16 protein-coding genes and 1 pseudogene are annotated in these 18,940 nt (G+C 63.3%); 10 read left to right on the top strand and 7 right to left on the bottom strand.

Annotated features, from left to right (window positions below; genetic code table 11):
* Entirely contained in the window at positions 1-3,114 is a 3,114-nt protein-coding gene (locus HMPREF3176_RS07355; protein ID WP_070459308.1) for an AAA family ATPase, read from the top strand.
* Between the two features lie 91 nt (positions 3,115-3,205).
* Positions 3,206-3,712 carry a DUF456 domain-containing protein gene (locus tag HMPREF3176_RS07350; protein ID WP_070459305.1) on the top strand — a complete coding sequence of 169 codons (507 nt, stop codon included), beginning with the start codon at positions 3,206-3,208 and terminating at the stop codon, positions 3,710-3,712.
* On the opposite strand, the gene HMPREF3176_RS07345 is transcribed toward HMPREF3176_RS07350, so the two are convergent.
* The gene (locus tag HMPREF3176_RS07345) at positions 3,709-4,692 is read right to left on the bottom strand and encodes a helix-turn-helix transcriptional regulator (protein ID WP_070459302.1); all 984 of its coding nucleotides are present in this window, start codon (positions 4,690-4,692) and stop codon (positions 3,709-3,711) included. The genes HMPREF3176_RS07350 and HMPREF3176_RS07345 overlap by 4 nt on opposite strands.
* 88 nt (positions 4,693-4,780) lie before the next feature.
* Here HMPREF3176_RS07345 and HMPREF3176_RS07340 point away from each other — a divergent pair, with 88 nt between their 5' ends.
* Positions 4,781-5,146, top strand: coding sequence for a VOC family protein (locus HMPREF3176_RS07340; protein WP_070459298.1), 366 nt, complete (start codon positions 4,781-4,783; stop codon positions 5,144-5,146).
* A gap of 131 nt (positions 5,147-5,277) precedes the next feature.
* Entirely contained in the window at positions 5,278-6,111 is an 834-nt protein-coding gene (locus tag HMPREF3176_RS07335) for a class I SAM-dependent methyltransferase (protein ID WP_070459296.1), read from the top strand.
* A gap of 9 nt (positions 6,112-6,120) precedes the next feature.
* On the opposite strand, the gene HMPREF3176_RS07330 is transcribed toward HMPREF3176_RS07335, so the two are convergent.
* Positions 6,121-6,750 carry a DUF6318 family protein gene (locus HMPREF3176_RS07330; RefSeq protein WP_070459289.1) on the bottom strand — a complete coding sequence of 210 codons (630 nt, stop codon included), beginning with the start codon at positions 6,748-6,750 and terminating at the stop codon, positions 6,121-6,123.
* Positions 6,751-6,952: 202 nt separating this feature from the next.
* Between HMPREF3176_RS07330 and HMPREF3176_RS07325 the strand changes: the two genes are divergently transcribed.
* On the top strand, positions 6,953-8,686 hold the full coding sequence (locus HMPREF3176_RS07325) for an ABC transporter ATP-binding protein (RefSeq protein WP_070459477.1): 1,734 nt from the start codon (positions 6,953-6,955) through the stop codon (positions 8,684-8,686).
* A complete protein-coding gene (locus tag HMPREF3176_RS07320) occupies positions 8,683-10,677 on the top strand; it encodes an ABC transporter ATP-binding protein (protein WP_070459276.1) in 1,995 nt (664 codons plus the stop codon). The genes HMPREF3176_RS07325 and HMPREF3176_RS07320 overlap by 4 nt, the downstream gene beginning before the upstream one ends.
* Before the next feature lie 4 nt (positions 10,678-10,681).
* On the opposite strand, the gene HMPREF3176_RS07315 is transcribed toward HMPREF3176_RS07320, so the two are convergent.
* Positions 10,682-11,803, bottom strand: a complete 1,122-nt coding sequence (locus HMPREF3176_RS07315) for an aldo/keto reductase (protein WP_070459273.1) — start codon at positions 11,801-11,803, stop codon at positions 10,682-10,684.
* A 127-nt stretch (positions 11,804-11,930) separates the two neighbouring features.
* On the opposite strand from HMPREF3176_RS07315, the gene HMPREF3176_RS07310 reads away from it, so the two are divergent.
* From HMPREF3176_RS07310 to HMPREF3176_RS07300, 3 genes are read left to right on the top strand one after another with little or no spacing between them, the layout of a single operon-like run.
* A complete protein-coding gene (locus HMPREF3176_RS07310; protein WP_070459270.1) occupies positions 11,931-12,893 on the top strand; it encodes an ABC transporter substrate-binding protein in 963 nt (320 codons plus the stop codon).
* A complete protein-coding gene (locus HMPREF3176_RS07305) occupies positions 12,890-13,843 on the top strand; it encodes an amino acid ABC transporter permease (protein ID WP_070459267.1) in 954 nt (317 codons plus the stop codon). The genes HMPREF3176_RS07310 and HMPREF3176_RS07305 overlap by 4 nt, the downstream gene beginning before the upstream one ends.
* A gap of 50 nt (positions 13,844-13,893) precedes the next feature.
* Entirely contained in the window at positions 13,894-14,676 is a 783-nt protein-coding gene (locus tag HMPREF3176_RS07300; RefSeq protein ID WP_070459264.1) for an amino acid ABC transporter ATP-binding protein, read from the top strand.
* On the opposite strand, the gene HMPREF3176_RS07295 is transcribed toward HMPREF3176_RS07300, so the two are convergent.
* The 3 genes from HMPREF3176_RS07295 to HMPREF3176_RS07285 all read right to left on the bottom strand — a co-directional run bounded on the left by HMPREF3176_RS07295 (position 14,673) and on the right by HMPREF3176_RS07285 (position 17,423).
* Positions 14,673-15,458, bottom strand: coding sequence for a hypothetical protein (locus tag HMPREF3176_RS07295; RefSeq protein ID WP_070459261.1), 786 nt, complete (start codon positions 15,456-15,458; stop codon positions 14,673-14,675). The genes HMPREF3176_RS07300 and HMPREF3176_RS07295 overlap by 4 nt on opposite strands.
* Positions 15,459-15,554: 96 nt before the next feature.
* On the bottom strand, positions 15,555-16,154 hold the full coding sequence (locus tag HMPREF3176_RS07290; protein WP_070459258.1) for a hypothetical protein: 600 nt from the start codon (positions 16,152-16,154) through the stop codon (positions 15,555-15,557).
* A gap of 24 nt (positions 16,155-16,178) precedes the next feature.
* Complete coding sequence (locus HMPREF3176_RS07285) at positions 16,179-17,423, bottom strand: App1 family protein (protein ID WP_070459255.1); 1,245 nt, start codon at positions 17,421-17,423, stop codon at positions 16,179-16,181.
* Positions 17,424-17,542: 119 nt separating this feature from the next.
* Between HMPREF3176_RS07285 and HMPREF3176_RS07280 the strand changes: the two genes are divergently transcribed.
* Complete coding sequence (locus tag HMPREF3176_RS07280; RefSeq protein WP_245630694.1) at positions 17,543-18,070, top strand: arsenate reductase/protein-tyrosine-phosphatase family protein; 528 nt, start codon at positions 17,543-17,545, stop codon at positions 18,068-18,070.
* Between the two features lie 46 nt (positions 18,071-18,116).
* On the opposite strand, the pseudogene HMPREF3176_RS10350 reads toward HMPREF3176_RS07280, so the two are convergent.
* Positions 18,117-18,940: pseudogene (locus tag HMPREF3176_RS10350) on the bottom strand (hypothetical protein); the annotation flags it as partial.

Raw genomic sequence — 18,940 nt, 5'->3', positions numbered from 1 at the left:
ATGAAACTTCACCACCTGAGTTTTGAGGGCATCGGGCCGTTCAGGGAGAAAGTCGAACTCGATTTCGATGCGCTCGGCGCGAGCGGCCTCTTTCTCCTCGAGGGCGCCACGGGTTCGGGAAAGTCCACCATCATCGATGCGATCGTCTTTGCCCTCTACGGCAATGTTGCGGGCGGCGGCTCGAGCGATGCCCGAGTGCGAAGCGACTTCATGCCCAATACGCACCCGAGCGTCGTGGACCTCTTTTTCGAGGTCCCACGAGGGATCTACCGCGTTCGACGCACTCCCGCCTACGAGCGGGCTCGCCTGCGTGGAAAAGGCGCTCCGGTGCATGAGAACCAGAGCGCGAAGCTCTGGCGGCTCGCCTCGCTCGAAGCGCTGGGTGAGGCGATCGCTGGCACCGAACGCGCGGAAGAGATCGAGCCGATCGCCAACCGACCGGCCGACGTTGGCCGGGAGATTCAGGAATTGCTCGGCCTCACGCACGCGCAGTTCACCCAAACGGTCGTGCTCCCTCAGGGGGAGTTTGCTCGCTTCCTCAAAGCCGACACGAGTGAACGTAAGACTGTGCTCGAACGGATCTTCCAGACTCAGCTGTACGAGCAGATTGAGCAATCGTTCGGTGAACTCAGGCGCGAGGCTCAACGTGACGTCGACGCCTCAAAAGCGGAACTCGGCGCGGCCCTCCAGCGGGTCCTCGAGGCGGCATCGGTCAGCGATGAGCAACGCAGGCAGGCGCTCGCCGATACCCGGGATTTCACCCCGGCGGGTCTCGAGCGTGCCAGGGCCATTGGTGAGGAGCTCGAGAATTCCTCCGAAGCCGCCGCTCGCGAAGCCATGCGCATCCTGGACATAGCGAAGGCGGCCTCGAACGAGGCGGAGGAAGCCGCGAAAAAAGCCACCGAACGCCACGATTTGCTCACTCGCAAAGCCCAGCTCGACAGCCACGAGAAGAAACGGGCATCGCTTGAAGGGGCGGCGCGCAAAGCCCGCGAAAGCCTTGCCTCTCACGAACGCGCCGAAAAACCGTTCTACGCCCACGCGCATGAAAAGAGCGCGGCGGCAGCGCTGGACGCCGCCGCGACGGCACTTCCCGAAGCCGAACGCGGGCAAGTTTCCCAGTGGGGAACGCTAAGCGACACCAACCATCAGCGAAGCGAAAGCGCACTGGGAGCGGCCGCTGCGCTCGCGAGCCTCGAAAAGGAGGAAACGGCGCTACCTCGACGTGCGACCGAGGCGAAAGAGGCCGCTCGCGAGGCTGAACGTGCGGCGGAAGCGTCGAAAGAGAAGGCGACGCAGCTGAACGAGCGGCCGTCGGAACGTGAAGTGCTCACCGAGAAGCTTCGCGAGGCAACCGAGCGGGCCTCGAGCCTTGGGGCCCTCAAAGAAAAGCGCGAGTCCCATGCCGCGCGCGAGCGTACCGCGAAAGAGGCGAGCGCGACTCTCGAAACCTACTCGTCGCGCGCGCAATATGAACGCGACATGCTTGCGGCCCTCAAGCGCGCGAGCGAGGAAGAGGCACGCCTTCGGCGCAAACGCCTCGACGCGATCGCCTTCGAGCTCGCGGCGGACCTCGAGGACGGCCAGGCATGCCCCGTGTGCGGCGCGTGTGAGCACCCGGCCCCCGCGCACACCGACGATGAGCTCGTGAGCCAAGAGAGCATTGCGGCGGCCGAACGCACGCGAGTAGAGGCCGAACAGGGCCTGAGCGAGGCACGAGCATCGGCAGCCGCCACCAAGGCACTCCATATTGATGCCCTCGAGCGCGCGTGGGAGGAGAGCGTCGAGGGGGATCTCGCGAAGTTCCAGGAGCAGCTTCCTGAACTCACCGAACGCTTGAAGACCGAGGGTGTTGCGCTTGCCCGCGAGGAGGAGCGTGCGCGTAAAGCCGAGGGCGAGCGTGAACGAGTGAAAACCGAGATCTCGCGGTTCGACGAGCGAACGGCCTCGCTCGAACGCGAAGCGCACGAGGAGGCGCTCGCCGCCGAGCGTGCCGCCCTCGAAGCTCAGCACCTCGAGAAAGCTCTAACCGAGACCCGCGCGGCCATTGCTCAGGAGCTTACGGACCACGAGGGCTCGCACGAGAGCATCGCGGCGCTCCGCCTCTCGCTCCTGACGGCGGGGGAGGCTGCACGTGCACACGCAAAACTGCTCGACAAAGCCCTGGAGGCTCGCTCCGTGCATGAGCGGGCTCAAGCGCACCTCAACGAGGCACTCGAGGGCAGCGGCTTTGACGCTATAGAAAATGTGGTTCAGGCGCGCCTTGCCCCCGACCGTAGACAATCGCTCGAGGACACAGTGAAGGAGCATGCTTCGCTCACCGCGCTCATCGAGGATGCCCGCGCGGACGGCCGCCTCGAGGGCATTGATGCGAGCGAAGAAGCTCAGCGAGATGCAGCCGATGCTCTCGAGACCGCGGCAGCGCGCGTGCGCGAGACCCGCGATGCGCACACGGAAGCCGCGGGAACCCACGCGACTCGCGCGAAAGAGCTCGAGCGTGTGAAACGCGCACACACAGATTTCACGGCGCTTGCCGCCGCGCACGAGAAACGCTCGGCGCGCCAAAGCGAAATACTTCACCTCGCGAATATCACGACGGGAAACTCAAGCGATGCGAAAGCACGTCTGACCCTGTCGACGTTCGCGGTCATGCGCCGCTTCGAGAAGGTCATCGAGGCCGCGAATGCGCGGCTATCGGCTCTCTCGGGTGGGATCTACGAGATCCGCCTTGCGCCACCCGAGAAAACAGGCCGAAAGCACGTTGGGCTCGACCTCGACATGCTCGACTTGCGCAATGATTCCTCTCGCTCGCCCTCGACCCTCTCGGGCGGTGAAACCTTCTATGTGTCACTCGCGCTCGCGCTCGGCCTCGCCGACGTCGTGAGCGGAGAAAACGGCGGGGTGCAGATGAACACCCTCTTTATCGACGAAGGCTTCGGCACGCTCGACCCGGAAAAACTCGAGGGTGTGATCGCCGAGATCCGCCAACTTGCCGCCCACGGTCGCACGGTGGGAATCATCTCCCACGTCGCCGAACTCAAAACACAGATCGCGGAGAAGGTGCACGTGGAAAGAAAGTCCGACGGCACCTCGCGCATCAGCGTGAGTGTGTAGCGGGCGGTGCCTGCGCGATTCTCTATAGACTGAAGCCTCCGCCAGCGGCGTCCCAATTGCCCCTTGCCCGCCACGCACTAAGGAGAACACCGTGCCCGTGGACATCATCGTGACAATCATCGCCGCGCTCGCCTTCGCGGTAGGTATTACGGGCATCGTGCTGCCCGTGCTTCCCGGGTCGTTCCTCATCCTTATCGGAATGCTCGTATGGGCCATAGGGATCGGCGGCTGGACGGGCTGGGTTGCGTTCGCGCTGGTGGCGATGTTTTCAATCGCGGGCATGGCGAGCAGCTACGTGCTCACAGGGCGGAAGCTCAAACAGAGCGAAGTACCCACGTGGGCGATCTTCGTCGCGATCGGCTGCGCGGTCCTCGGCCTGTTCCTCATCCCCGGCCCGGGCCTCCTCATCGGGTTCATTCTCGGCTTCTTCCTCGTGGAGCTGAGCCGCAAGCGTGAGTTCCACGACGCCCTCAACTCGACGCTCTCCACCTTGAAAACCCTCGGGATTGGCATTCTCGTAGAACTCCTGCTCGCTATGGCGAGCGGAGCAGTGTTCATCGTCGCGCTCGGCATCCACCTCTTCTCGAGGGCAGGTTAGCGATCGCGACGGCGATGATCGGCAGTGCTTTGTGCTGAGTGAAACTGCGCGATCTGGGCCGCGATCTCGCGGAATCGAACCACCGCTGCGGCTGGTCTTAAGATCCGAATGTGGTCTCCGAATTGGAGGAGCTGTCGAACCGATTCAACGTCTGGATAGTGGACGACGATATGAGTCCACTCGTCCTCGGAGCCGTCGATACGGATCATTCGCCCTCTAAGGATTCGTCGGGCCAGATCTAGGCGGGTCGAGCGCAGCTGTGCGTGCACCTCGATACCAGGCGTCGACTGAAAACTGGTCAGCAATTCTTGCCACACTGAGCGCAGATCGCAGTCCGGTCGTAGCACTGCGGAATCCGTAAGTAGCTCGCGGGTCTCAATGCGGCTGGTGTTAAACATGCGGGGTTGTGAGGCGACGTCAGCCACTAGATACCAGGATCCGGCTTTGTTCACGAGACCGTAAGGGTCCGCGACAACCCACTGTCCGCTACTCTCGCCGCTGCGTCGATATCGGAGGCGGATGCGTTGTCTATTTCGAGCAGCGGTGAGAAGGTCGGCCACGTCGAGTTCCTGCTCGGCCGTGAACCATCCAGAGGGGTCGACGTGGAGCACCTCGGGCAAGGGCAGAGCGGCGGAGGTTTGCTTACGCGCTGCAACAGCAGTCAGCTTCTGCTGGGTTCTGACATGTACAGCATGGAGCCCGATCTGCTCGAGAAGACCCTCATCTAGTCCTGCGACGGAAAGAAGCTGCAGTTCATTTGGATCGAGGCGTGAGACGTCGAGCCGGGCCCGGTGGTCCAGCACGATGGCTCCACCCCGGCCCCGCTCAGTGTAGATCGGCACCCCAGCAGCCGACAACGCCGTGATGTCACGCAGGATCGTGCGTGAAGATACCTCGAGACGGCGAGCCAGTTCTTGACTGGTCATTCGTTCATGGGTTTGCAGTAGCAGCAGGATGGACAACAAGCGGGACGACTTCATTCCCAATCCTTAAAGAAAACATGACAGCAGATGTCGTCTATGCCTGATTATATGGGGCTTCCTGATCCACTGAAATAAGGAGAGATCCATGCCGGCTCCGAATCTGTTTCTGACCTACGTCAGCGACGTCGAGCGATCCACTGATTTCTATAGCCGTCTGTTCGAAATCGAACCCAACTTCACTAGCCCGCGGTACGTCGCTTTTGAGGTCGCACCTGGCGTGCTTTTCGCAATCTGGACCGGTCACGACGAAAATCTCGCATCAGCGACACCGCGCACGAACGAAATCGGGCTCATGATTCCCGGTCCTGCCTCTGCCATCGACGACGTCTACGAGGAATGGGTCACGAAAGGAGTGCACGTGATCGAGGAACCGCACGACGACGTATTTGGTCGCACCTTCGTGATAGCCGACCCCGACCACAACCTCGTGCGAGTCAGCCCCGTCGACTAGCCCGGATGGAGGCCTCATCGGCGGCGGGCACAAGCTCGCCGCCTCGGGGAAGAGGTTCCGTTCACTTTGCTAAACCTGCAAACCATAACGTGAAGCGTCAAGAGCTGCCGCTAGGGTGGTCTTTCGTGACCATGAACGATAGGCGCAGCGCCCCAGGCCCGATCCCCAACATTTCGGGCCGGGATGAACCGCGCTATGGATCGCGGGAGCGCAAAGAAGAACTCGCGAAGGGATTTTTAGGCGAGGGCGCCGGCTACGACGAACTGAGACCCGGGTACCCGGCTGAAGCTCTCGACTTGATAATGGCAGCCGTCGGAACCGCCGCTCGCCCCCGGGTCGTTGACCTAGGGGCCGGAACCGGGAAGCTCTCGCTCGCTCTCGCTGAGCGAGGCTGTCGCGTCACTGCGCTCGATACGAGCCAGACGATGCTCGAGGTCGCGCGCGCGAAGGCGCTCGCGGGCCAGATGGCGCAGCGGTTCGAGACGCGTGTGGCGCCTGCTGAGGCCACGGGCCTCGAGACGCAAAGTGCGGATATCGTGACCGCCGCGCAAGCGTGGCACTGGTTTGAGACGGGCGCGGTGAGCGCCGAAGTGCGGAGGATTCTTGCACCCGGGGGAGTGCTCGCTCTCGTGTGGAACACGCTCGATGTGAACGTGCCGTGGGTGCATCGATATTCGCGGATTGCTCACGCGGGCGACGTGCAACGCGAGGGTTTTCGCCCTGACGTGGGCGAAGGGCTCACGCTCGTCAAGCGTCACGTTGAACACTGGGTAGATGAACGCCCCACGTGGGACTTCGTACAGCTTGCGACGACCCGCAGCTACTACCTCACCGCTTCGGCAAAAACCCGCGCGAAGGTCCTCGACAATCTCGACTGGTACCTCCATGAGTACCTCGGCCACACGCCCGGAAGCCGGGTCGCGATGCCGTACCGCACGGACCTCTTTCTGCACAGGCCCGTCTAGCCGACTGTCTTAACCGACCGCCATCGACGTCACGCGCCAGTGGCCGTCAACGAAACGAAGACCCACGGAAAACTTCCCCTGCGAAGCCCCGCGCGTTGCGGGCTCGCGCGTCGGGTCGTCGATGAGCTTTGCGGCGGCCTCATGGAACGTCGCGTCGACCTTCGCAGTCGTCGAGGCTCCATCGCTCGCGCCGTTGCCCTTCGTGAGCGTCACCTTCTCGTCGCTGAGGGTGATCTCGCCGCCCACGATCCAGCCTCCGGCGGCATGAAGTTGCTCCGCATTGTCGGCAAAGCGCATGCACTCCTCGCACGACGGGTCCATGAGTTCGCGCCACGCGCTCGTGTCACCGGTGCCGATCATGTAGGCGTACACGGCAAAGAGATATGTGGTGGCTGCTTTTGCTCCCGCCTCGGTTTCGTCGTCGATACCCGGGAAGTCCGCGCGCGATGGTTCCGTGGTGTTCGTCGGCTTTGGCTGGGTCGCGGGATCGACCTTTGCGCGCGTGTCTTGCGCGGAGTCGGCCACCTGTCGATCGCCCTGATCGTTTTGCGTGAACTGCCCGATCCCCACGAGCCCCGCGGGGATGATGAGGGCAAGAGCGAAGATCAGGACGACGATGCGCTGGGTCGTTTTACTCACCGCTCAAGGTTAATACAGCCCCACGGTCCACGGCAGAATTGGCCGTGCGCGATCACCATAGTCGCGAAGCAGCATTGGCTATATCCTTTGGGCATTGTCACTGCGGGCGTGGCAGGCGTCGGCCTCTCCTTGCTGCCCGCACGAGCACGAAAGGTTCTCCTCTCTCGTGACCCTCCTGAGACTCCTGTGGCGCTACGCAAAAATGTCGTGGCTTTCTCTCGTGCTCGTCGTGGCGTTCGAAGCTGCGGCGCAGCTTGCCGCCCTCTACCTGCCCACGCTCAACGCTGACATCATCGATCTCGGTATCGCCAAGGGTGATATCGACGCGATTTGGCGCCTTGCCGGCTGGATGCTCCTCGTGAGCCTTGCCAATATTCTCGCCCTGTGCGCCGCGAACTACTTCGCGGGTCGGGTGGCGATGCGGCTTGCGCGGGACGTGCGCACCGATGTGTTCAATCGCGTGCAGTCCTTCAGCGCGAAGGAAATCAGCCATTTCACTCCTGCCTCGCTTATTACGCGCAACACGAACGATGTGCAACAGCTTCAAAACCTGTCGTTCTTCGGCCTCATGTTCCTCGTGTCCGCGCCGATCACCGGCATCGGTGGGGTCGTTCTCGCGCTTCAGCAGGAGGTACAGCTTGCGTGGCTGATCGCGGTCATGGTGCCGCTCATGCTCATCGCGATCGGTGTCATCGTGCTGCGTGCGGCGCCCCTGTTCCGCGAGATGCAGGAGAGGATTGACGAGCTGAATCTGATTCTTCGCGAGCAGATCACGGGCATTCGCGTGGTGCGTGCATTTGTCCGCGAGCCCCATGAGCGGGGCCGTTTCGAGGTGTCGAACGAGCGCTTCACGCAGATCAATCGACGGGTGGGGCACCTGATCGCGTTTATCAACCCGATCATCATGTTTCTGCTGTCGTTTAGCTCGGTGCTTGTGCTGCTCGCGGCGGCAGGCCCAATCGACCGCGGCGAGATGCAGGTCGGTTCGATTGTCGCGTTTATTTCCTACCTCATCCAGATTCTCATTGCGGTCATGATGGCGACGTTCATGACGATGATGATTCCGCGTGCGATGGTCTCCGCAGAGCGCATCACCGAGGTGCTCGATACGCATACTTCGGTGGCGCTTCCTGCCCCTGAGGTCGCCGTTCAACCGGGGGATCCGCGAGTAAGCGAGCGCGCCGAGCTCGAATTCGACGACGTCACGTTCGCGTATCCGGGGGCGGAACGCCCCGTGCTCGAGGGCATTTCGTTCAAGGCTCACGCGGGGCAAACGGTGGCGATCATCGGCGGAACAGGCTCGGGCAAAACCACGCTACTCGGCCTCATCTCGCGGCTCTTCGACGTGACGGACGGCGCCGTCAAGGTCAACGGCGTGGATGTGCGTGAGGCGGCGCCTGAGTTGCTTCACGGTCGCCTCGGTTACGTGCCGCAACGCCCGTATCTTTTTAGCGGAACGGTCGCCTCAAATGTGAGGTTTGGTCGACCGGAGGCGAGCGACGAAGAGGTGTGGCATGCCCTCACGATTGCGCAGGCCCGCGACTTCGTTGCCGAGATGCCCGAGGGGCTCGATTCCCCGATCGCCCAGGGCGGCTCAAACGTGTCGGGCGGTCAGCGCCAGCGCCTCTCGATCGCGCGGGCGCTCCTGTCGAAGCCCGACATTTACCTTTTCGACGACTCCTTCAGCGCGCTCGACCTGCAGACCGATGCTCGGTTGCGCTCGGCCCTGAAGCCCGAAACACGCGAGGCTCTCATGGTGATCGTCGCCCAGCGCGTCTCGACCATCACGAGCGCCGATGTGATCCTCGTGCTCGATCACGGCCGGATAGTCGGGCGCGGTACGCACGAGGAACTCCTCGCGACGAACGAGACCTACCAGGAGATCGTCGCCTCGCAAGGTGTGGCTTCGGAGTTTGAGGAAGGGGCGAAGCAATGAGCGAGGACAAGAAGCAGAGCGAGCGGGGCCTGCGCCCCGGTCAAAAATCTCGCAATTTCGGGCCGTCGCTGAAGCGGCTCTTTCGCGAACTCATGGTCGAAAAGACGATGTTGCTCGGCGCGATGGCGATCGGCGTCCTCTCGGTGATCCTGAGCGTGATCGGCCCGAAGATCCTCGGCCGCGCAACCGACATCATCTTCAACGGCGTCATCTCGAAGCGTTTGCCGGCTGGCGTCACGAAGGACCAGGTTGTCGCCGGAATGCGCGCGAGTGGCCAAGAGCAGCTTGCGGACATGGTCTCGGGCATGGACCTGAATCCCGGTCACGGGATCGACTTTGGCGCGCTCAACACGGTTCTGCTCACCGTCACGATCCTGTACGTGCTCGCGGCATTCTTCACGTGGCTCGAAACGCGCATGCTTATCCGCGTGGTGTACCGCAGCATCTACCGGCTGCGCCGCGACGTCGAAGAGAAACTGCACCGCGTGCCTCTCAGCTACTTCGATTCGCGTCGCCGCGGGGACCTTCTCTCGCGCGTCACGAACGATGTCGACAACCTCCAAAACACGCTCAACAACACTCTGGGCGGCATCATTACCTCGGGCCTCACGGTGCTCGGCACGATCATCATGATGTTCGTGATCTCGCCAATTCTCACGCTCGTGGCGCTCATCGTGATCCCGCTCGCGCTTGTGATTACCGCGGTGATCGGCAAGCGCGCCCAGAAGTTGTTTGGGGAGCAGTGGGATGCGACGGGCGAGGTGAACTCGGAGGTTGAGGAAGCGTTCTCCGGCCACGAGATCGTGTCGGTTTTTGGTCGCCAGGACGATCTGCGCGCGAGCTTCGAGAAGAAGAACGCCGAGATGTATCGCGCGAGTTTTGGTGCGCAGGTGGTCAGTTCGCTCATCATGCCGTTCATGATGTTTGCGGGGAACCTGTCCTATGCGGCGGTGGCGCTCGTGGGCGGCCTCAAGGTCGTCTCGGGGCAGCTCACGCTCGGTGATGTGCAGGCCTTCATCCAGTACTCGCGCCAGTTCACGCAGCCCGTGTCGCAGCTCGCTTCGATGGCCACGCAGCTTCAGTCGGGCGTTGCGTCGGCCGAGCGCATTTTCGAGTTTTTGGATGCCGAGGAGCAGGTCCCGGAGAGCCCGGGGGAGGGGTCCGACGCTCGCCGGCCCAAACCCGAGGCCACATCGTCTGGTCGTGGCGAGGTGCGGTTCGAACACGTGCGCTTTTCCTACTCGCCCGAGAAGCCTCTCATCTCGGATTTGTCACTCGTGGCGCGCCCCGGGATGACGGTCGCGATCGTGGGCCCCACGGGGGCGGGCAAAACGACTCTCGTCAACCTCATCATGCGCTTCTACGAGATCGACGGTGGCGCGATCACGATTGACGGCGTGGATACGCGCGAGATGACGCGCGATGAACTCCGTAGCCGCACCGGAATGGTGCTGCAGGATACGTGGCTTTTCAAAGGCACGATCCGCGAGAACATCCGCTACGGCCGCCTCGATGCGAGCGACGAGGAGGTGCTTGAAGCCGCCAAAGCCACTCACGTGCATGACTTCGTGCAGCACCTTCCCGAGGGGTACGACACGATCATCGACGACGAAGGTTCGAGCGTGTCTGCCGGTGAAAAGCAGCTTCTCACGATCGCGCGTGCCTTCCTCGCGCGGCCCGAGCTACTCATTCTCGACGAGGCGACCTCAAGCGTCGATACTCGCACCGAGGTCCTCGTGCAGAACGCGATGAACACTCTGCGCGAGGGGCGCACGTCATTTGTGATTGCCCACCGCCTATCGACGATCCGCGACGCCGACGTGATTCTCGTGATGGAACACGGCGACATCGTCGAGCAAGGTACCCACGACGAGCTTCTTGCGGCGGGTGGCGCGTACGCGCGGCTGTACCGTTCGCAGTTCGAGGGTGCGAGCAGCGAGAGTGAGAGCAGTCCCGGGCAGGAGCTGCAGACTTCTGCCCAGGACGGCTAGATGCTCAGTCTTCTGGAACGGGATCGGCGAGGATCGCATCGATCCTCGCGATCTCGTCGTCGCTGAAGTGTGTGGCAGGAACGCTCTCGCCCGCGCGCACGATGGTTCGTGCGGCGGCGATGTTCGCGCGCAGCTGCTGCACGCTCGACGCCCCGACGATCGCGGACGTCACGACGCGCTTACGCAGAACCCATGCGAGGGCCATTTGCGCGAGGCTCTGCCCGCGGTCGTCGGCAACGCGACTGAGCGCGCGCACCTTCTCGAGGTAGCGGGGGTCCTTCGCGACGTCTTCCCCGAGGAACACGTTCTGCGCGGCGCGTGATTTCTCGGGAATGCCCGTGAGGTAGCGGTTCGTGAGCAGCCCTTGCGAGAGCGGAGAGAACGCGACGACCCCGATGCCGAGCCGCTCGCATACGCCAAGGAGCGAATCTTCCGCATGACCGCTCGGGCTCTCCTCGGGGGTGCGGGTGAGCATCGAGTAGCTCGCCTGGTTGACAAGGAGCGGAACACCCATCGTGCGCAGCATCGTTGCAGCCTCGCGGGTTTTTTCGGGGGAGTAGTTTGAGATGCCTGCGTAGAGCGCCTTGCCGCTCTTGACGGCGTGCGCGAGTGCCCCCATCGACTCCTCAAGCGGGGTCGAGTCGTCTTGGCGATGGTGGTAGAAGATGTCGACGTAGTCGAGACCGAGGCGCGAGAGCGATTGATCGAGTGAGGCGAGCAGGTACTTCCTGCTGCCGCCATCGCCGTACGGCCCGGGCCACATGCGAAAGCCCGCCTTGGTGGTCACGAGGATTTCATCGCGGTGGGCTGCGAGGTCTTTGCGGAGAATCTCACCGAAGGTTTCTTCGGCGCTGCCCGCGGGCGGGCCGTAGTTGTTGGCGAGGTCGAAGTGGGTGATGCCGTGATCGAACGCGTAGTGCACGATCTCGCGCTGGCGCGAGAAGTCTGCTTTGGGACGTTCACGAACGTCGTGTTCAAAGCCGCCTTCGAAGCGTTCGCGTCCAAAGTTGTGCCAGAACCCCAGGGAGATCGGCGGGAGCAGAAGCCCCGAAGTGCCGAGCCGGCGGAAATGCGCGTAGCTCTCTTCATTCATGGTTGCGCGGCTGGTGGGGGTGCTCTCGTTCATGGTGGCCTCCTTGCCGAGAGATGCTTGTGATTCCAGTGTAATGCCCGTCACCGAGGCTTTCGACCCCGCTGTATGTCACACAGTGGACGCCTTGCGTCAATCGCATAGCCATGCATACGATTGCAAAATGATTCAAACCGGTGAATGTGGGTCCGACGCCAGTGCGGCAACCGTCGGAACCTCCAGGCGCACATTCCTGCGAGCCCTCCCCGCCGCCCTCGTGGCAAGCGCCCTAGTCCCGAGCCTCGGCGCGTGCACGCGCGCTTCCGAAGAGCTGGCGGCTGAAGCGAGCCTCATTCCCGAAGTGGACTTCAGCGGGATCGAGTATCAGGAGGACATCGCCGCACTCCTTCCCGAAGAGATCCGCACGCGAGGCGAACTCGTCAACGGTGCCGAACTGAGCTACGCGCCCGGCGAATTCCTTAGCAACGGCAAGGCGGTCGGCTACGACATCGACCTGCTCACTGCACTCGGCATCGTGTTCGGTCTCAAAACCCGCACCGAATCGGCGGTGTTCTCCCAGATCATCCCCGCGGTGGGAAGCAAATACGACGTGGGAATCTCCGGCTTCACGATCAACGAGGAACGACTCCAAACCGTGACGATGGTGAGCTACTTCGAAGCCGGCATCTCCTACGCGGTCAAGAAAGGCAACCCCTACTCCATCGACCCGCACAACCTGTGCGGCAAACGCCCCGCGGTGCAGGTTGGCTCCTACCAGGAGGAAATCGCCCTCGCCGCCGATGAGCAGTGCCGCGCCGAAGGCCAACGCCCCGTCGACGTCCTCGCCTACGCCAATAACTCAGACGCCGTCACGAACGTCGCGGGCGGTAAGGCCGATGTGCTCATTGCCGACTCACCCGTCACGAGCTACGCGATTGCGCGTTCGCGCGGAAGCCTCGAACAGGTAGGCGACGTCGAGGAATCGGCACTCAATGGGATCGTCGTCAAAAAGGGCGAAGATCAGCTCGCCGAAGCGCTGCGCGCTGCCGTGCAACACCTCATCGACACGGGAGCCCTGCGCACCATCATGAGCGCGTGGGGCAACGACGCAGGGCTGATCGAGAAAGCAGAGGTCAAAAAGGCATGAACACGAGTATCGATACCCCGATCCCGAACCGGATCCGCGCGAAGCGGGCCCCGAGGCCAGGAACATGGATCGCCGCGGTCATCACCGCGGTCCTCAGCGTGTGGCTCATTGCCTTCGCCGCAGGCAATGAGGTCTTTGAATGGGACGTCGTTGGCACCTACCTCTTCGACGTGAAGGTCGTTCGCGGCGTTGGTTGGACCCTGCTGCTCACGCTCGTGTCGATGATCATCGGCACCATCATCGCCCTCACCGCCGCGATCATGCGCCTGAGCTCCAACCCCGTTCTGCGCGGGGTCTCGTGGGCGTACATCTTCGTGTTCCGCGGCGTGCCCGTGTACACGCAGCTCGTCTTCTGGGGCCTCATCACGGTGATCATCCCGAAGGTCGTGATCGGCGTGCCGTTCGGGCCCGAACTCTTTAGCTTCTCGACGCGAGATTTCTTCACCGCGTTCTGGGCAGCCACGGTCGCACTCGGCCTCAACGAAGGCGCCTACCTCGCGGAAATCATGCGCGCGGGCCTCACGAGCGTCGAGCGTGGCCAAAGCGAGGCCGCGAAATCCCTCGGCATGAAGAACTCGCTCATCCTGCGCAGGATCGTGCTGCCGCAGGCCATGCGCGTGATTATCCCGCCGCTTGGCAACGAAACGATCGGCATGCTCAAGACGACCTCGCTGGTCCTCGCGGTGCCGTTCACGCTCGACCTCACCTACGCATCGAACTCGATCGCGAACCTTCTGTTCAAGCCCGTGCCGATGCTCATCGTCGCAGCGCTGTGGTACCTCGCCGTGACGAGTGTGCTCATGGTGGGCCAGTACTACATCGAGCGCTATTTCGGCCGCGGCTTCGACGATCGTGCCGCGGTGCGCCCCGGCAAACGAGCTTCGCGCCAGGCATCCGTGAACGCGGCCGGCACAACCCCGAAGGACCCGCTGCCGGAGGTTGAGCTGTGAGCGCAGGGGCACATGTGGCAAGAACAGAAAACAGTGGCGAGGAAGGTGACATGACCAAGGCCGCAGAGCCGAAGGTTCGGCTCGAGAACATCCATAAGGCATTCGGGGACCTGCACGTCCTACGGGGTGTTGACCTCGAGGTAGGCGACGGGGACGTGTGCGTGCTCATTGGCCCCTCGGGCTCGGGTAAATCCACGCTCCTTCGCTGCATCAACCAACTCGAGGAACCCACGGGCGGGAAAGTCCTGATCGACGGCGAACTGCAGGGGTACGGTCCGGAACCGCTTGCCGACGGTCGCTGGCAAAAACTCTCCGAAAAGGACATCGCCGCGCAGCGCTCCCGCATCTCGATGGTGTTCCAACGCTTCAACCTGTTCCCTCACATGACGGCCCTCGAGAACGTGAGCGAAGCGCCAATCCACGTGCGGGGCATGTCGAAAGCCGAGGCGCGTGCGCGATCGCTTGAGCTTCTCGAACGCGTCGGCCTCGGCGACCGCGCCGACCACTACCCGAGCGAGCTTTCGGGCGGGCAGCAGCAGCGCGTCGCAATCGCGCGGGCTCTCGCGATGGAGCCCGAGATCATGCTGTTCGACGAGCCGACATCGGCACTTGATCCTGAACTCGTTGCCGAGGTGCTCCAGGTCCTCAAGGATCTTGCGGCCGAGGGCCAGACCATGGTCGTCGTGACGCACGAGATCGCCTTTGCGCGCGAGGTTGCCGACCACGTCGTGTTCATGGATGGCGGTAAGGCGGTCGAGGCTGGGCCGCCGAGCGAGATCCTCGATAACCCGCGCTCGGAGCGGCTCAAGGCATTCCTCGCGAGTGTGCTCTAGCGCGCGGCGCGAAAACGTTCTGCCGCTGCGATAATCTTGCTTGGCGGAACGTCGAGGTACATCCCGAAATACACCACGCTGGTGTGGGGAAGGTGCACCATGAGATTCGTGTCGTCCCTCAGTGAGGCCTTCGTTACCGAGAGGCTCACATCGCGCCAAGGGTAGGTTCTGCGCTCGCCTCCCTGCTCGAGAATGGTGAGGCCGTCGCGGTCGAGCCACAGCCCTTTGCCGTTTTTCGAGCGGCCCCACGTGACGGTCCGATCCGTGGGGGCCGCGACGATCGTGCTCGCTCTGGCGCGGATGTCCAGAAAACTTGACGTGAGCGCTTCGCTGAAGCGTGCCTCTTTCGGCGCCGAGAACCCGCGTTCATCGAGGGTATAGACGCCCTCGATGGGAGCGTTGTGGTACGCGCTCGCGGCTTCCCTTTCAGCACGACGCTGCTCCCGGCGGACACGAATGCGCTGCACGATACGAAGAATGAACGGCAAGGCCACAAGGAGCACGAACCCCATAACCAAGGGAACAAAGAACTTTAGTTGAGCGGGAAGAGCGTCGCTGTTGAGGAGCGAGAGGGTCACGCTCCCCGCGATCCCGAGCGCAAGGAAGGTGCCTGCGACGCGAAGAACTCCACTGCCGAGACGGGGGACGTCGTTGCGGAGGGTGTCGTGCAACTCCTCGCGAGAAACCCCAAGGGACTCGAAGGGCATCTTTGCAAGTGTCCCGAGCTTCTCTCGCGTATCCGGGAGGCCGTTGTCCTCGTAGCCGACGCTCATCTGGTCCATGCGAAGCACCCTCTCACTCTCGCGGGTTCCACTTCGATTTTATGCGAGAGTGGTGCGAAAAGCGATGGGCTGACCTGCTGTAACAGCGAAATTGGGCTAGGTGCGAAGGCGTGCCGCGCTCGCGATGATCTCCGTTGCGCTCAGCCCGAGTTTGTCGCCGCTATAGCGCAAGTGGCGGTGAGGCAAGTGAACGATCAAATCGCTCCTGCCAATCCCGCGGAACTTGGCCTCGTCGAGACGCACATCGCTCCACGGGTGGGTCTCGTAGCGTCCCGGGTCTGCGACGAGGCCAAGATATTCGGGGTCAATCCACAGGCCGACACCGTCGATCGCACGACCCCACTCGTAGGCCTCCGCGCCCGTTGGCGCCACGGGTGGACTTGGCGGGTTCTCGCGACGCGAAAGAAACACTCGATCGTAGAGGTTGCGACCGTCTCGGTAGAACACGTACCCGAGGAGCGCAAAAACCGTTCCCGAGGAGACCAGTGAAATGAAAAAGATGTGGATTCCGAACGCCTTCTTCAAGGCGATGTCCGCGAGAACTCCCGCGATGAGGAGCGCGACGAGCGCGGTCACGTGCCGCCCACAAAACGCGAGGAGGGCCTGCCAGTAGCGGCGGGCGCGCGCCTCGCGCGGACTCGCGGCGTCGGCGAGACCGCCATCGTTGTAGCGGACGGTAAAGGTCCTCTCGCCCATGCCTGCCCCTCTCTCCCCCTGATTTTAGTGGTGGCCGAGGATCCCGATCGCGCGCGCCGCCCGGATAAGGCCAAAACCATCGGGTGCGCTGACCCACGGCACCCCCTGGCGCTCATGCACGCTCTCGAGAGCAGTCCCGGGCGCGTGCGTGGAGCTGGCGCTGGCATCACCGCTTGAGGAAGGTCCGACGGTTGCCGGGCGATCGTCGGCACCCTTTCGGCCAATAGTGCTGCGCCACACCTTCGGTACGGCATCCACGAGGGCGCGCCCGAGGGCGCCGATCGACGCGAGGGGGCGTTCGGCACCGTGAGCGAGGTCCTGCTCGTCGTCGGTGAGTTCGCGAATCGCTACCGCGGCGACCGATTCCGGATGTTCATCGACCACGCTTCCGTAGATCGAGGGGTCGTGCTGACCGTCGTCGCCCACGAGGAGCCAGCGCGTATTCGGGAACATCTCGCGCAGGGCGGCGAGAGTCGTGAGCTTGTGGCGTGTGCCCGAGCGGAAGAAGCCCGTGTTGGTGGGGCCCCAGTCGGTGAGGAGAAGCGGGCCGGCAGGGTACCCGTTCTTGAAGAGGAAGCGTTCGAGCACGGGCGCGACGTTCCACGCTCCCGTCGAGAGGTATATGAACGGGGTGTTCTCACCGTAGTGGCGGCGAAGCTGCTGGTAGAAAACGGCCATTCCGGGAACGATGCGGCGGGAGGCCTGGGAGATCACGAAGGCGTTCCAGCCGGCGATGAGGGGGCGGGGCAGGAGCGTGATGAGGACCGTGTCGTCGATGTCGCTGACAACCGCGATTTCTTGCGCCTCATCATCGAAAACGTGGACGTTCGCCGTGACGGTGTTTGTGCCATCGGTGCTGAGGGAGAGCTCGTGGATGCCGGGGTCGAGCTCTACGGCAATGATCTCGTCGATAATGCCGGAGCGGTCAGCGTACGTCTCAAAGACCTGTGGGCCCTTGGCGGTGCTCACGGTGATCGTAACTCGAACGTGCGGATCGATTTGCGACGTGAAATTCCGAAAGCCGCGCCGCGCTAGCGAGCGCATGTCGTAGACCGGAGGATCGAAATGATCCGGGCGCGTGCCGGCGCCCGCGAAGAGAACGCGCCCGAGCACGCGTACTTTTGTGGGGGAGCCGTACGCGGTATACGGCTGGATGCGCGCTTCGTAGCCGAGGGCGCGCAGTACGCGTGCGACTGCGGTGTTCTTTTTGTCTTCGAGGCGCGCCGACCAATGGGGACGATCCAGTCGCGAGAACGCGTGTGAACCCAACGCGCACCTCCATGCACTTCAGATCGCGGCAAAGACCCCCGGCGGGAGCCACCCCATACTAGTGGACGCGCCGGGTACGACCCTTAACGCTCGCGCCGAAAATGCGGCAAGATAGGGGCGTGAGCAAGTACCGAGTGTTGACAGTGTGCACGGCGAACATCTGCCGTTCGCCCGCGGCCGCCGTCATGCTCAAGACCGGCCTCGAGCAGGCCGGTCTCGCGGGTCTCGTCGAGGTTGAAAGCGCGGGAACCACGTACGAATCCGAAGGGTTCCCCATGGACGATCGCATCGTCCTTGCCCTCGAGCGCGCTGGCTATAGCCCGGATGCGCATGCAGCCCGCACCGTTCTCGTCCACCAGCTCGGCGAATGGGACCTCGTGCTCACGATGAGCACGAAACACCTCGCGGAAATGACGCGCAAACTCGAGGCGATTCCCGAAGGCGTCGAGCCGCCCACGCTTCACATGTGGGGCGAATTCGATCCGGCGAAACCGGCAGTTGCTGAACCCGAGGATCTCGAGGTTCCCGATCCGTTCTACGAGAGCCAGAAGTTTTTCGACCGCACCGTGCTCAAGATGGAGCGCGCGGTCCCGTCGATCCTGTTATTCATCAAGTCGCGCCTTCGTGAGCGCGGCGAGATCGCCTAGGCCGGATCGCCCTGCCCTTGCCTGAACAAGGCTGACTCGCAGGCCCCTATGGTCGCTTTGCGCGCGCCCTGAGCGTGAGGGCACCAAGACCGCCGGCAACACCAACGCCTACCGCGACCGTACTCGCGAGGATGGTTTTGAGCGTGCCGAGGGCGCTGCCATCGGGGTTGGTCCACACGGAAAGAATCGTGTCGACCTTCTCTTCGTCCGCACCGAGAACGTCATCCGCTGGCGGAGTTGAACCGTCGGTGGGGGCCTGCGTGGGGTTGAGGCGAACGCCAGGTGGGGCGGTTTGCGATTCCTCGGTCGTGGGAACGGTGAGGGCGGGGATCTCAGTTTGTTGGCTCGTCGGAGCCGGCGCGAGAGCGAGTCCCGAAGTCTCCTGTTCGGGCACGAGTAGCGGCGCGGGGGAGTCGAGTGGGGGTTCGGCCGCCGGTGCGGACCCGGCATTGATTTCGGATTCAGTGGTGTGCTCGGGCGCGAGATCCGGTGCAAGAGACTCGGGGCGCTCGTGCGGTGAGGAGGCGACGGCCGGGGCGTCCGTAGGAAGTTGCTCAGGCTCGGGCTCGGGCTCGGGTTCAGGCTCAGGCTCAGGGCTCGGCTGAGGGGAGGGCTCCGATGCAGGCGCGGGTGCCGGCGCTTCCGACGGTGCAGGAGCGGGCTCCAGGTTTGGCTGTGGGGCGGGCTCCGCCGACGGTTCCGGGGTGGGTGCCGGCTCCGGGGCGGGCTGCGCCGACGGCTCCGGGGATGGTTCTAGTTCAGGCTCGGGCAGTGGTGCATCCGTGGGGTCTACGGTGGGTTTTGGCTCCGGGATGGGTTCCGGCTCCGGTGTGGGTTGTTCCGTGGGATCCGGTGACGGTTCTGGTTCGG

This window comes from Dermabacter sp. HMSC08H10, from assembly GCF_001807585.1.
In the GTDB taxonomy this organism is placed as follows: domain Bacteria; phylum Actinomycetota; class Actinomycetes; order Actinomycetales; family Dermabacteraceae; genus Dermabacter; species Dermabacter hominis.
The sequence above is the reverse complement of the archived record's forward strand: the minus strand, read 5'-3'. Positions and strand labels throughout refer to the sequence as shown.

Bases quoted from the DNA above. Each gene is read 5' to 3' on its own strand.
- HMPREF3176_RS07340 (WP_070459298.1), top strand. From the start codon at position 4,781: ATGCCGGCTCCGAATCTGTTTCTGACCTACGTCAGCGACGTCGAGCGA.
- HMPREF3176_RS07325 (WP_070459477.1), top strand. From the start codon at position 6,953: ATGTCGTGGCTTTCTCTCGTGCTCGTCGTGGCGTTCGAAGCTGCGGCG.
- HMPREF3176_RS07335 (WP_070459296.1), top strand. From the start codon at position 5,278: ATGAACGATAGGCGCAGCGCCCCAGGCCCGATCCCCAACATTTCGGGC.
- HMPREF3176_RS07305 (WP_070459267.1), top strand. From the start codon at position 12,890: ATGAACACGAGTATCGATACCCCGATCCCGAACCGGATCCGCGCGAAG.
- HMPREF3176_RS07320 (WP_070459276.1), top strand. From the start codon at position 8,683: ATGAGCGAGGACAAGAAGCAGAGCGAGCGGGGCCTGCGCCCCGGTCAA.
- HMPREF3176_RS07355 (WP_070459308.1), top strand. From the start codon at position 1: ATGAAACTTCACCACCTGAGTTTTGAGGGCATCGGGCCGTTCAGGGAG.
- HMPREF3176_RS07310 (WP_070459270.1), top strand. From the start codon at position 11,931: ATGATTCAAACCGGTGAATGTGGGTCCGACGCCAGTGCGGCAACCGTC.
- HMPREF3176_RS07345 (WP_070459302.1), bottom strand. From the start codon at position 4,692: ATGAAGTCGTCCCGCTTGTTGTCCATCCTGCTGCTACTGCAAACCCAT.
- HMPREF3176_RS07300 (WP_070459264.1), top strand. From the start codon at position 13,894: ATGACCAAGGCCGCAGAGCCGAAGGTTCGGCTCGAGAACATCCATAAG.
- HMPREF3176_RS07295 (WP_070459261.1), bottom strand. From the start codon at position 15,458: ATGGACCAGATGAGCGTCGGCTACGAGGACAACGGCCTCCCGGATACG.
- HMPREF3176_RS07290 (WP_070459258.1), bottom strand. From the start codon at position 16,154: ATGGGCGAGAGGACCTTTACCGTCCGCTACAACGATGGCGGTCTCGCC.
- HMPREF3176_RS07315 (WP_070459273.1), bottom strand. From the start codon at position 11,803: ATGAACGAGAGCACCCCCACCAGCCGCGCAACCATGAATGAAGAGAGC.